Annotated in this window: 13 protein-coding genes; 6 read left to right on the top strand and 7 right to left on the bottom strand. The window is 62.1% G+C overall.

Annotated elements, in window-relative coordinates; genetic code table 11:
- The first annotated feature begins 118 nt into the window (after positions 1-118).
- The gene (locus HNQ39_RS22210; protein ID WP_184202125.1) at positions 119-529 is read left to right on the top strand and encodes a hypothetical protein; all 411 of its coding nucleotides are present in this window, start codon (positions 119-121) and stop codon (positions 527-529) included.
- An 80-nt stretch (positions 530-609) separates the two neighbouring features.
- Here HNQ39_RS22210 and HNQ39_RS22205 read toward each other — a convergent pair whose 3' ends face one another.
- Positions 610-1,500 carry an Npun_F0296 family exosortase-dependent surface protein gene (locus HNQ39_RS22205; RefSeq protein WP_184202122.1) on the bottom strand — a complete coding sequence of 297 codons (891 nt, stop codon included), beginning with the start codon at positions 1,498-1,500 and terminating at the stop codon, positions 610-612.
- A gap of 243 nt (positions 1,501-1,743) precedes the next feature.
- On the opposite strand from HNQ39_RS22205, the gene HNQ39_RS30375 reads away from it, so the two are divergent.
- The 3 genes from HNQ39_RS30375 (at position 1,744) to HNQ39_RS22190 (ending at position 4,242) form a co-directional block, all read left to right on the top strand.
- A complete protein-coding gene (locus tag HNQ39_RS30375; protein WP_184202119.1) occupies positions 1,744-2,109 on the top strand; it encodes a competence type IV pilus major pilin ComGC in 366 nt (121 codons plus the stop codon).
- Positions 2,110-2,232: 123 nt separating this feature from the next.
- Positions 2,233-3,315 carry a selenide, water dikinase SelD gene (selD, locus tag HNQ39_RS22195; protein WP_281380331.1) on the top strand — a complete coding sequence of 361 codons (1,083 nt, stop codon included), beginning with the start codon at positions 2,233-2,235 and terminating at the stop codon, positions 3,313-3,315.
- Positions 3,316-3,321: 6 nt separating this feature from the next.
- Positions 3,322-4,242 carry a hypothetical protein gene (locus HNQ39_RS22190; RefSeq protein WP_184202116.1) on the top strand — a complete coding sequence of 307 codons (921 nt, stop codon included), beginning with the start codon at positions 3,322-3,324 and terminating at the stop codon, positions 4,240-4,242.
- Here the strand turns inward: HNQ39_RS22190 and HNQ39_RS22185 are convergent.
- The 3 genes from HNQ39_RS22185 to HNQ39_RS22175 are packed head-to-tail and all read right to left on the bottom strand — an operon-like array spanning position 4,193 to position 7,118.
- Positions 4,193-4,957 carry a CPBP family intramembrane glutamic endopeptidase gene (locus HNQ39_RS22185; protein WP_184202113.1) on the bottom strand — a complete coding sequence of 255 codons (765 nt, stop codon included), beginning with the start codon at positions 4,955-4,957 and terminating at the stop codon, positions 4,193-4,195. The two genes, HNQ39_RS22190 and HNQ39_RS22185, sit on opposite strands and share 50 nt — an antisense overlap.
- A complete protein-coding gene (locus tag HNQ39_RS22180; protein ID WP_184202110.1) occupies positions 4,929-6,350 on the bottom strand; it encodes an amidohydrolase family protein in 1,422 nt (473 codons plus the stop codon). The genes HNQ39_RS22185 and HNQ39_RS22180 overlap by 29 nt, the downstream gene beginning before the upstream one ends.
- Positions 6,351-6,359: 9 nt before the next feature.
- On the bottom strand, positions 6,360-7,118 hold the full coding sequence (locus tag HNQ39_RS22175) for a DUF1559 family PulG-like putative transporter (RefSeq protein ID WP_184202107.1): 759 nt from the start codon (positions 7,116-7,118) through the stop codon (positions 6,360-6,362).
- A gap of 144 nt (positions 7,119-7,262) precedes the next feature.
- Here HNQ39_RS22175 and HNQ39_RS22170 point away from each other — a divergent pair, with 144 nt between their 5' ends.
- Complete coding sequence (locus HNQ39_RS22170; protein WP_184202104.1) at positions 7,263-8,084, top strand: DUF1559 family PulG-like putative transporter; 822 nt, start codon at positions 7,263-7,265, stop codon at positions 8,082-8,084.
- A 103-nt stretch (positions 8,085-8,187) separates the two neighbouring features.
- Entirely contained in the window at positions 8,188-9,021 is an 834-nt protein-coding gene (locus HNQ39_RS22165; RefSeq protein WP_184202101.1) for a type II secretion system protein, read from the top strand.
- A 57-nt stretch (positions 9,022-9,078) separates the two neighbouring features.
- Here HNQ39_RS22165 and ybeY read toward each other — a convergent pair whose 3' ends face one another.
- The 3 genes from ybeY to rpsU all read right to left on the bottom strand — a co-directional run bounded on the left by ybeY (position 9,079) and on the right by rpsU (position 12,016).
- Complete coding sequence (ybeY, locus tag HNQ39_RS22160) at positions 9,079-9,543, bottom strand: rRNA maturation RNase YbeY (protein ID WP_184202098.1); 465 nt, start codon at positions 9,541-9,543, stop codon at positions 9,079-9,081.
- Entirely contained in the window at positions 9,440-11,731 is a 2,292-nt protein-coding gene (locus tag HNQ39_RS22155; RefSeq protein WP_184202095.1) for an HD family phosphohydrolase, read from the bottom strand. Before HNQ39_RS22155 ends, ybeY begins: the two co-directional genes overlap by 104 nt.
- 93 nt (positions 11,732-11,824) lie before the next feature.
- Positions 11,825-12,016 (bottom strand): 30S ribosomal protein S21, encoded by a 192-nt coding sequence (gene rpsU / locus HNQ39_RS22150; RefSeq protein WP_184202092.1) that lies wholly within the window; start codon positions 12,014-12,016, stop codon positions 11,825-11,827.
- Positions 12,017-12,064: the final 48 nt, after the last annotated feature.

Genomic DNA, 12,064 nt, shown 5'->3' with positions numbered 1-12,064 from the left:
GTTTCGAGGGGAAGGCGCATCGGCGAGAGAGCAACGTGGTGTGTGGTGCCTCGGTCCAAACCGCCTTCTGGCTCCACGATTGTAAAGAGAAAATCTCTATGTTCCTATACTATGGTTCGTGTCTAGCATTCAAGAATCTATTCCCGTTTTGCTTGGTGTGAAGAGAGTGGAGGTGCGAGTCGCTTGTACCCAGAGCGCTCGTCTCCGTGAGTGGTGTGCGATAGCCTGCCTCATCGAACCGGGGCGTCGCCCCTTTGAGGTCATGGCGACCGGAGTCAGCAAGGGCGTTCTCGACGAGGAAGTTGCGATCCGCTTGGCCCTGCTGAGTCTGAGCGAGAAGGTCGATCGCGATGAGCGCCCGCTTGTCGCACAGGCGCTGACACAGCCGACGAGCGCAGTGGTAGACCGGCAGCACGTACTCCGGGGGCCACGGGAGACCTTTACCGGCAAGCGCGCCGCTCCGCAGCGACTGAGCACACTCATCGAGGTGGTCGCCCTGCTCCAGGAAAACTACTCTGTGGCCTACTGACAACAAAAAGCCCCGAGAGGTGTTGCGGCTTGGCTCTACCTCTCGGGGCTCGGTGTTCAGCTGTCTGTTTCTACAGATCGTTAGCTACCGTCTACTGAGTTCTTAGAGTGTATCACCGCGAAGCTGGTCTGGCTTACACGCTGGGACGCGAGCGCATCTTTTCGGTAGAGCGCCAAGACACTGGCGATGACCGCACCCAGAGCAAGGAGCCCAAGGGTGGAGGGCTCGGGGGCGCTGGTGGTGGTCACAAAGACCAGTGAGCTTCCCGCGACCGTGGGGGCCGTGGTCCGCAGGGTGTGATTGTCGGACTCAAACCCCGAGCCGCCGGTGTTCCAGAAGTCAATACGGTCCGCGCCACCGGCGATCAGAAAGTGAACAAAGGCGTAGTTCTCCCCGGCGTTGACGGTCGTATTTCCTGGCTGGCCCCGGTAGCTTGAGGAGTTGTAGACCGTCCCATCGATGGCGGTGACGGTGGGGTTTGCCAGAAGGGTCTGAATATTGGCCGATGAGAAGATGGCGAGGACAGCACCCTGCTTATAGAACGCCATGCGGTTGTTGTTATCCCCCGCGTTCCAGGAAAATCCAAAGTAGCCGACCGACGACGAGAGCTGAAGGGTGGCGGTGGCGGTGCTGCCTGACTGGGCACCGACCGCGAAGTAGTTGCTCCCGACGCTCCAGGGGTCGCTTGCTGGGCCAATTGCGTACGGATGAGCGACACTTCCCTGGTAGGTCCCGGTAACCCCGGTAGCGGTCCCAAAGTTGGGGGAGAGGAAGTCCGAGGTCTTGATCCCGGTTGTGAGGGACTCGAAGGTCTCGACATCGGTGTTGGAAAAGCCGGAGCTGGTGGCACCAGGAGCAGAGAGGTAAATACTGACTTGGGCGTCGGCCGATGCGGTGAGAAGAAGAGAGGTGGCGGCGAACAGAGCCCCGACGTAGCGAGGGGCGCGGATGTGTGATGGTCTAGATGGCATGTAGTGATCTCGAAGGGATACTTTCGTTTTGAATAGTGAGGATTACTGCGAAGTATTTTGGCGATGGAAAAACCTTTCTTTAGGTCTCGTGGGCGGGAGAGATTTAACCAGGTGGGATTACCTGTTTCCTGCGTTTGGCGGATTTTTCGTAAATAACCTCTAAGGATAATCTGGGTTTCTTCCGCTATTTGGGGTGTGAATTGGGAGAAGATTCTCCTGATATCGAAAGGCCCTTTAACTCGAATGAAATCTCTTCGCCGTGCGTTTACGCTTGTAGAAATTATGATCGTCGTCCTGATCATCGGTATCCTGGTTGCGATCGCTGTCCCAAACTTTGTCCGTGCTCGTGAGTCCGCTCGCGCTCGTGCTTGTGTTGCCAACCTGAAGCAGATCGACTCCGCCAAGGAGCAGTACGCCATGGACTACAAGCTGGCACAGGGCTCCACCATGCCCGCTCTGTCCGCCCTCTGTGGCGCGGGTACCACCACCTACATCAAGGGCGGTACTCCCACCTGTGCATCGAGCGGCACCTACACGGTCGGCAACCTGGGCACCGACCCAGTCTGCTCCATCGGCACGGCCGCTGCCGTTGCTCACGTCCTGCCGTAGGCCCCGACCACGTCCTGAGAGAGCCCCCCGGAGCAGTCTGGGGGGCTCTTACTTTTTACAGCGCGGCTCCCGGGTACAATCTAAGTTGTGACAACTACCCCCGAGGAACCCAATAAGCGCACCCTGGCTGCGCAGCGTCTGACTGCAAGGGTGCGCTGCGCTGGCTGAGCGAGCAAGATCGGGCCGTCGGCCCTGAAGACAATCTTGGCAGGACTCCCCCACGAGAAGCACCCCGACCTCCTCGTGGGCCTCGACACGTCGGACGATGCCGGGGTGATTCGGCTGAGCCCCGAGCTGGCCCTGATCCAGACCCTGGACTTCTTCACGCCCATCGTGAATGACCCCTACGACTTCGGGAGGATCGCCGCCGCCAACGCGCTCTCGGATGTCTATGCGATGGGGGGAATTCCCCTGACCGCGATGAATATCCTCTGCTTCCCCATCAAGGAGCTCCCCGGCGATGTGCTCGCGGAGATCCTGCGCGGGGGGGGCGATCAGCTTCGTCTGGCGGGGGTGCACCTGGCGGGGGGCCATAGTGTGGATGACCCTGAGCCCAAGTTCGGACTCTCGGTCACGGGGACCGTCCACCCGGAGCGCGTGACAACCAATGCCGGAGCGCGCCCCGGTGATGTCCTGGTTCTTACCAAGCCACTCGGCACGGGAATTCTAATGACCGCGGCCAAGTTCGACAAGCTCGATGACCACACCCTGCAGCTAGCCGTGGAGAGCATGGCGACCCTCAACGCCGCCGCCGCCGCCGCGATGCGCGAGGTGGGGATCTGCCCCCCAGCCCCCACGAGTGGGGGAGTGCGTGAAGGAGCGGTCTCCGCGGCGACCGATATCACGGGGTTTGGCTTGCTGGGGCATCTCTCGCATATCGCGCGGCAGAGTGGGGTGCGCCTGCACCTGGAAAACGATGCCATCCCGCTCCTCCCTCGTGCCGTTGAGCTCGCCCGCGCGGGCTTCACCACGGGAGGGGGCGCGAGCAACGCGGAGTACCTCGCCGAGCTTGTCACCTTCGACCCATCGGTCCCCGACGATCAGCGGGAGGTCTTCTTCGATCCCCAGACCTCGGGGGGGCTCTGTATCGCGGTCGCCTCGGGGAAGCTTGTCGCCCTGCTGGCCGCCCTGGAGCGCCACGGAGTTGTCACCCGTGCCGTGATCGGGCGAGTCGAGGCTGGCGAGCCCCAGATTCTTGTCACCTAGCCGTCCATGAGCCCGCTGAAAAAAGACGCCCTGACCTGTCTGTGCTACCGGCTCTACAATCCTCTGGAGGCGATGGCGCAGGACCTGGTCGAAGAGCTTGGCTTCACACGCCGCTCTCGTCCCGAGCGCAAGATTGAGACAGCCGAGACCTACCACGCCGTGCTGGCCGAGATGCTAGCCGAGGGCTGGCTCAAGATCGTGCGCACGCCTCGGGCGGTGCGGCTAGAGCGCTGGCGCTCCGCGGGCTGGCTCACACCGCCACGGGAGGACCTTGCAGAGAGGGGTGACCTAGACTTCACCCGACGAGGCTGGCAGCTCTACCGAAGGCTTGAGCGTCTCCCGGATCGTCTGGTCTGGCTGGACGAAGACGAGCAGACATTCAACTGTGTGGCCCCTACCAAAAAAGCCTGTCGCGAGTGGTTTGCTCAGCGTTGCACGCCCAGTGCTGGCTGGTTACTCAGCTACCACACCACGCGTCCCGCACAGCCAACCCGCATTGACGAGCCGGTACGGGTGGGGAAGTGGTTTTCCCGTGAGCAGAGCCGGCACCAAGCCGGCTGGAAGCTGACCATCCACTATCGAACGCTGCGCCGTCGGCGTGTGCAGGTCCCAGAGCTTGGCCTCGATGCCTGGCTGGAGCCACGGGAACACGTTCACATCTCTGGTGCTGTCCCAGCCGGCCACATCGCCTTCTGGCTCCATGTCTCCCAGAACCCCGAGGGCCACTATCTCTACAGACCCGTGGTCGTCCTCGATCACGGCAGTGTGGAGCTGATCTGGAGCAGCCCTGATACACTCCTCAATCCCGTCACGCCCCACCAGGCAATCGCCTATCTCATCGAAGGACTACAAACCCTGCTCCCGCAAACCGCCTGCCTCAGCGAAAATGGAAGTACAGCACCGCGATATCGTTGCCCAGGGAGATGAAGTAGTGCATTAGAAAACACGGCAAGAACGATTTGTAGCGGATCGCCACCGGAGCGAGGATTAGACCGCCGGCCAGCGACGACCAGAACTCGGCGGGGGGCTTGCCCAGGTGGAGGATGAAGAAGGGGAGGACCTGCACGAGCGCGGCGGCCCAGGTGGGCATGATCTTGCGCAGTCCAAAGAGCAGGTACCCGCGGAAGAACCACTCCCAGGCCAGCATGTACATCAGCATCATCAGCTCGTGCTGGACCAGCCGCCCGTAGTCGATCTGCCCGCCCGAGAGCTTGCCATTGACCCAGCCGACCCCATAGAGCACGCGGTCGTCCATCAGGACCCGGGTGTAGTAGCTCTGGAAGGCTTGCTGGCCGGAGAAGAGCGCTAGCACGGGAATGTAGGCTACCCCCACAATCAGCGAGAGGATCAGCGCGCCGCGGGCATTGCCGGGGGTGAGGCCAAAGTCGCTGAGGTCGCGGCGTAGGACCACAAGAATCCAGGTCAGGGGGGGGGCGAGGAGCATGCAGATATTGAAGAGATTGAACTCCACCACATTCATCTGCGTGGGGCAGCGAAAGACCGGCCAGCCTCCGTTTTTCCAGAGGAGCAGGGTGCTGATCGCCATGCCAAAGGCCAGGGTGCTCCAGCCCACCAGCTCGTCGCTGGCGCCCCGGGAGCCGGTGCTGGCACCACTAGTATCGTTGCTGCTTCGCTTCGCCAAGAATCTTCTCTCCCTCTGAACGAACTTTCCGCCGTGCGGTGAGGACACTCTGGCGCAGGCGGGCCACATCGACCGTGGGATAGCGCCCATGATCGTAGACCGCCTGGCCGGCCACCAGGGTCAGGCAGACATCGCTGGCACGCGCGGAGTAGACCAGTGCCGCCTCCGGGTTATCGTCGCCGACCGGCGCATGGTGGACCCCGTCGAGCCGCACGACACAGAGATCGGCCTGCTTTCCGAGCTCCAGAGAGCCAACCTCCCGCTCCCGGTGCAGGGCGCGTGCCCCGCCCAACGTTGCCATGAACAGCGCTTCTTTCGCCGTCAGGGCGCGGGTATCCTGCTCCCGGGCACGGGCACCGTAGACCGCGGCGCGCATCTCCTCGAAGAAGTCGGCGGAGTTGCCCGAGACCATGGAGTCGGTGCCCAGGCCGATATCCAGGCCACGCTCCTTGAGAGCCCTCAGCGGTGCGAGCCCCGCCCCAAGCTTTCCATTGGAGCGAGGACAGTGTGCCACCGATGCCCCGGCGTTTGCTAATAGCGTGATGTCATCGTCGCTGGCATGGACACAGTGCACCGCCAGGGTTCGCGCATCCAGTGCACCGGCTTGTTTTGCGTAGGCGATCGGCGAGATATCCTTGGTTGGCCAGGCGATCCCGCGCCGGTCGAACATCTCCTTAAAGGGGCCGCCGCCGATCTGGAAGAGCGCCTCCTCGGCGGGCGACTCGGCCAGGTGAATGGTCTGGAGGTAGCCGTTTTGATCCGAGAAATCGGCGAGGGCTTGGAAGAGCTCGGCGCGGACCGTGTAGGGCGCATGGGGCGAGACCCCAAGGTGGACACGGCTCTCGGCGTTGCTACGGGAGAGCGTGCTCCCCATCTGCGCCAGCTGGCGCCGGAGCACATCGAGGGTCTGGCTAACGGGTGGCTGGCTCTCGATCCCAAAGACCTCCCGAAAGACCGTCCCGCGGAGCCCCGAGCTCACGAGGGCATTGATGGTGGCACCCGCATCGCAGGCATCCCCAACCGTCGTGATCCCCGCCGCCGCCAGCTCCGCTGCTCCCAGGGTCGCCGATGTTACCCAGTCGTCGAGGGTGAGAAAGGCCTTGAGGCCGGTGAGGCCCCGAATCCAGGGGAAGAAGGGCATGTCCTCCAGCAGGCCACGCAGGACCGTGTACTCCAGGTGGGCGTGGACATTGACCAGGCCGGGCAGGATGGCGGCGAGCCCCAGGTCAAGCGCGCCGGCGTCCGGACGGGCGCGACCCACGTAGGTCAGGATGCCGTTCTCAAACGCCACCTCCCCGTTCTCAAAGAGCGGCCCGGAGATGGGGAGCACCCAGCGTGCCTTGAGGCGCACGGGACCCTCGGCGTTGCGCAGGAGGTCGGTGAGATCAGGCATGGGAGGCCCTCACTGGCATGGGTTCGACCCAGGGGCAGCGAGCTGGATGTTCCAGGCCTTTTGGTAGTCGTCGTAGGTCAAGAACTTGACGTGCCCATCGGCGAAGAGCGTGGTGTAGCGCAGGCCACTCGGGTTCCAGCCCAGCGGGTCGAAGCGCAGGGGGCTGGCGTGCCAGCCGCCATTGCCATCGAAGAGGATGTTGAGCTGTGCCAGCCCGACCTCCTGACCGGTTGCGGTGACCGCGGTCGCGGTGTCGATATTGAGCTTTCGGAAGGCGATCTCGGTGCGGAAGAGATAGGAGGCACCGTAGCGCTCGTACATCGTGGGGCGTGCATTGAGGGGGCAGGGGCCGCCGCAGTTGAAGTTGTTGTCCAGCACGTCAAAGCCCGTGTCTCCGGCGCAGCGCCAGACCTGGCGGCTCTTGGTGTAGGGAGTCAGCGAGCCGGTGGACCAGTTGGGAGTCGAGAGGATGGGCGAGTCGTGGAGGAAGGGCATCGCGTCGATCACGGCCTTGCACTGAGGGTAGCCCGCCCAGATCTGGGGGACATAGGCATCGGAGGCATCTTTGGCGTACGGGTAGAGGCCATCGTAGTCTTGGGCGTACATCTGCACTGCCATCCCGATCTGGCGCAGGTTGCTCTGGCAGGTCGCCTTGCGCGCTTGACCCCGTGCCTGGGCAAAGACGGGGAAGAGAATAGCGGCAAGAATCGCGATAATAGCGATGACGACAAGTAGCTCAATGAGGGTAAAACCACGACGCTTCGTCATGGAACCAGTGTACCATCTGCGATAAATTTTCCCGATCCGTGATTTTTAAGGGAACACCTGATATGATGTAGACTGTCTTAACCTCTGGTTCTCGACAAACCAATTTCTACTTCTACGACCACTCCCTTTCAAAGGACTCTTTCCATGCAACAAAAACGTGGTTTTACCTTAATCGAGCTTCTTGTCGTCATCGCCATTATCGCGATTCTTGCCGCCATTCTCTTCCCGGTCTTTGCACAGGCCCGTGAGAAGGCCCGCCAGACCTCCTGCCTCTCCAACATGAAGCAGATCGGGACCGCGCTGATGATGTATTCCCAGGACTACGATGAGATGATCCCGGGGTACCGTTTTGCCTATGCCAACCCGTTTGCTGCCGATACGCGGGTTGGAGCCAACGCCAAGACGGCTACTTTTACGAACCAGATCCTACAGTCCTACACGAAAAATGACCAGATCTGGCGCTGCCCCTCGAAGCCCAACTCCTGGGTGAATATCGATGCCGCCGGCGCGATGGGCAACGCGGGCAGCGGATTCCAGAGCTACGGAGGGCAGAACTCCTACGCCATGAACAACTACGTCTTCAAGTCCAACGCAGGCTTTGCCCTTGCTGCCTTTGAAGCACCTGCGGATACCCTTGCAATGGTCGATGCCAGCTACTACAACGCGCTGCCTCGCTATGCCTGTGCTCTCCGAGCCGATCCGACAGGGACTCTCTTTGTGACCGCAGGGACGAGCTACCCGAACTACTGGAAGAACCTTGGGAACTCTTACTGGGGGTTTGCCGATCTTCCCAACCCCACCGATCAGCAGGCGATGGATCGTGGGAAGTCACGACACAGCGGGGTTCTGAATGTCATCTGGCTCGACGGTCACGCTAAGGCGCTTCCCTACAATAAAGTGGCAAATGTTACCAACCAGGCTGCCGACTTCTTGATCTGGGATCCCTACAAGCAGGGCTGTAACTAATCGGTTGTCGCCCAATGCAGGAGGGGGGGGGCTGCCAGAAAGCGGCACTGCCCCTTTTCTGGGTATACTCCGTCTTAGCACTAGAAAGGCTAACATAATTCCTATGACTCGCCGCGCATTCACGCTCATCGAGCTGCTTGTGGTGATCGCCATTATCGCGATCCTTGCCGCCATCCTCTTTCCCGTCTTCGCCCAGGCACGTGCCAAGGCCCGCCAGACCGCTTGTCTCTCCAACATGCGCCAGATCGGCACTGCCGTGATGATGTATGTCCAGGACTACGACGAGACCTATCCGCCGTCGCAGATCCCCCTTGGGCCCAACGATGCCACCCCGGCTCCGCCTGCAGGCGCGGTGCTCTCCTGGCCGACCTTGATCTATGCCTATGTCAAGAACGAGGGGATCTTTGTCTGCCCCGATGGCGAGACGAGTGTGAAGGGGGTCACCCTGACGGTCAATGGCACCACTACCACGGGAAACTACTGTGGCGTGACCACTGCCAATACCCGCTTCACCCCGGCTGCTCAGGGCGATGGCAGCACGCAGGGCTACGGCAAGGTCAACAAGCTCTCCTACGGCCGTAACCTGATCCCCCTGGGAACATCGAGCGCGACCAACTGGACCACGGTCGGCTTTGCTGGTCAGGACAAGAGTGGTTTCGTGACCACGGGCACCACACTCTCTGTCTCGGAGGCCGCGGTGGCGCAGCCCTCCAACACGATCCACATCATGGATGCCTGGACCACGGTCTGTGACCAAGGCAACTCGATTCGCGGAATCCAGCAGGAAATCCGCACCGACCGTTACCCCAATATCACGGCGTCTAAGGTCTCCAACCGGCACTTTGGTGGCTATGTCTGTCTGTTTGGCGACGGCCACGCGGGCTACAAGAAGTGGGGCTCGTCGAAGGCTTCGGAGTGGAGCATCCAGGAAGACTAGGGTCTCTCTCAAAATAGACACAAAGCCCACGCGAGCCTTCGCGTGGGCTTTGTGTCTTTAGAGTGGGTCTAGGGGTTTTCCGAGGATCTCTCGCTCGATAACCTTCATCTGCTCCGAGCCCTCTTCGGTATCGTCTTCGTGGCCGAGGAGGTGGAGAATGCCGTGGACCAGCAAGAGCGCGAGCTCATCTTCCAGTGCCCAGCCGCGGGCGGTGGCTTGACGCTCCGCGGTGTCGCGGGAGATCACCACATCCCCAAGGTAGGCGCTCAGGGGCTCGTCGGCCTCGGACTGGGGCCAGGAGAGGACATCGGTGGGCTTGTCTTTACCGCGCCACTGACGGTTGAGCTGGTGGATGGCGTCGTCGGTGACGATCACCACACTGACCTCGAAAGGCTCCCCCGTGGGACGGGGGGGGCTACTAAGGCATTCCGAGAGGAGTCTTTGCGCGGCGGCGGCGGCCCGCTCCCACGGCAGGGTCGGGTTCGGGTGCTGGTTCTGGACGAGAATCTCCGCTAGGATCATGGCTCTCTTTTGGCTCTTTTTGCTCACGCTGCTCTTTATGCTCGCGAGCGGTTTTGGGGTCTTTGGGGTACTCAATGCGGGCGTGCAGGGTCGCGCAGAGAGTGCGGGTGAAGACCTCCTGGATCATCTTCAGGTCCCGAAGGGTCAGCGGACACTCGTCGAGCTGCCCATCGACCCGCTTGTCCTCGATCATCCGCGCCACGAACTCATTGACCCGCTGGGGGGTGGGCTTGCTCAGCACCCGCGATGCCGCCTCAACCCCATCGGCGAGCATGAGAATCGCGGCCTCCTTGCTCTGTGGTTTGGGGCCGGGGTAGCGGAACTGGGACTCCAGGGTGGGGTCGGGGACACCGCCGGTCGCCTGGTGGTAGAAGTACTTCATCAGGGTGGTCCCATGGTGCTGCGAGATCACCTCCCGCACCTTGGGAGGAAGCCCCACCCGCTCCGCGATCTCGAGGCCGTCCTTGACATGGTTGACCAGCACCAGCGCCGAGAGCGACGGGCTGATGCTATCGTGGACATTCTCAGCGTTGGCCTGGTTCTCGATAAAGAACTCCGGGCGGTTCATCTTGCCTAGGTCGTGGTAGTAGGCGGCAACACGGACGAGCATCGCATCGGCACCGATCGCCTCCGCCGCCACGTGCGCGAGGTTACCCACCATCAGCGAGTGGGCGTAGGTGCCCGGCACGGCGAGGCGGAAGTCCTGGAGGATCGGGGTTGCCGGGTCGGAGAGCTCCAGCAGGCGCAGGTGGGTTGTGATCCCAAAGGGGCGCTCCAGGCACCAGACCCCCAGATAGAAGAGCGCAAGCGCCACCAGCCCCGAGCCGATTCCCATGAGCGCACCCGCCAGCATCTCCCGCGGCAGATCGTGTTCGATCTGGGAGACCAGCAGGCTCAGGATCGCATTGGCTCCGCACACCGCCAGCCCCGCGCGGAAGACATCGCTGCGGTTGCGCATCGAGGCGACGGAGACAATTCCGGCCAGCGACGAGCCCAGAGTAAACAGCGTGAAGCGGAGCTCGTTGTTGAGCACCACGCCCGATGTCACCGCTAGCAGCGCGACGATCAGGGTCGCCACCGACGGCGACAAGAGCAGGCCGATCACCATCCCGGCGGAGGCGACACACATCATTCCCAGGTACGAGAGGTTGATCCCCGTGAACGGGAGCCCGAGCAGGCTAGAGCCCAGCTTGATCCCCATCACGGAGACAATGGCCAAGATGGAGAGCAGAAACAGGCGCGGCGTGTCGTTGTAGAGGTCGGGGTGAAAGAGCCGCAGGTAGATGGTCACAAAGCCGACAATCAGGCCCACCATGAGCACGATGACCAAGACGGCGGTCGTGTCCAGCGAGGCATTGCGCAGTCCCAGGGCCGTGAGGGCATCGAGATGGGCCTGGGTCACCCGCTCGCCCGGGCGCAGGACCTGCTCTCCCGCCGCGATCCGCCGCATCTGGCGCTGCACCGACGACTCCGCTTCATCGCGGGCCTGCTGGGTAGCGCGGGCATCGTAGTGCTTGTTGTTGGTGAGGGCCTCGCTACAGATCGCCGCAACGGGCGCGCGCAGGTTCTCGGGCAGGTCGAGCAAGATCGGATCAGCCACCAGGCTCCGGCGGGCGATCAGCAGATCGTTGGTGTCATCGCGCAGGGACCCCTCCATCGTCCGCGTCACGAGCCGGCCGGCGACCTCCTGTGCCTTCTCCTGAAGCGCCTTGGGCTGGGTCTTGAGCGCCTCGACAGTCGCCGTGGTTACAGAAAGGCCGGACTGGCGGCGGATATCGTTGACATCGGGGGTATCCCGAATAGGGTTCTCGATCGCCTCAAATACCGTCTTCACCGACTCCTGGATATTCTGAAGCGCATCGGGAATGAGCTGGTAGCGCTTCTCGACACTATTCATCGCCTCGTCGCGTAGCCGCCGGGTCGCCTCCGTGTCTTCGTAGCGTGCCGTGCGCGGTGCCGTCACCTCTTGCTTGGCAATAGAGCCTAGCGCGACCGAGACACGGTTGGGGAGGAGGTGAATACAGAGCAAAAGCGCAAGAATCGCGGTGGTGCCCAGAGCGAGAAGGAGCCGAACGGGCGCGACACGCGGCGCAGGGGGAGCCTTTCGGCGCGGCTCGGTGCGGCGACGGGGGCGGGGGGAGGTGGAGCGGATTTGTAGCTCAAAGGGCAGACGCCAGCGCATCTTCATAAGCGATCCCGTGGCGATCTCGGAGTTCGGTAGACAGTGGGGAGAGCGGTTGTCGGCAACTTGGCACGGTGCACGGCACGCTCGGGGTTAAAACTACTTCTCTTCGTTCGCCTGGCGAATCTTGCGTTTGCGAGCTGCCTCAGCCTTCCGGCGCTGGTCGCTGGGCTTCTCGTAGAACTCGTGGGCGCGGGCAGCCTTGAGGACGCCGTCCTGCTGGAGGACCTTCTTGAAGCGCTTAAGAGCAGCTTCGAGCGGCTCGCCCGGTTTCAGATTAATCTGTGCCATAATATTTCACCCCCTCCCAAAATGATCATCAATCAAATGGATGTGCGA

It is taken from the genome of Armatimonas rosea, assembly GCF_014202505.1.
Classification (GTDB): Bacteria; Armatimonadota; Armatimonadia; order Armatimonadales; family Armatimonadaceae; genus Armatimonas; species Armatimonas rosea.
This window is presented reverse-complemented; position numbering and strand designations above follow the sequence as displayed.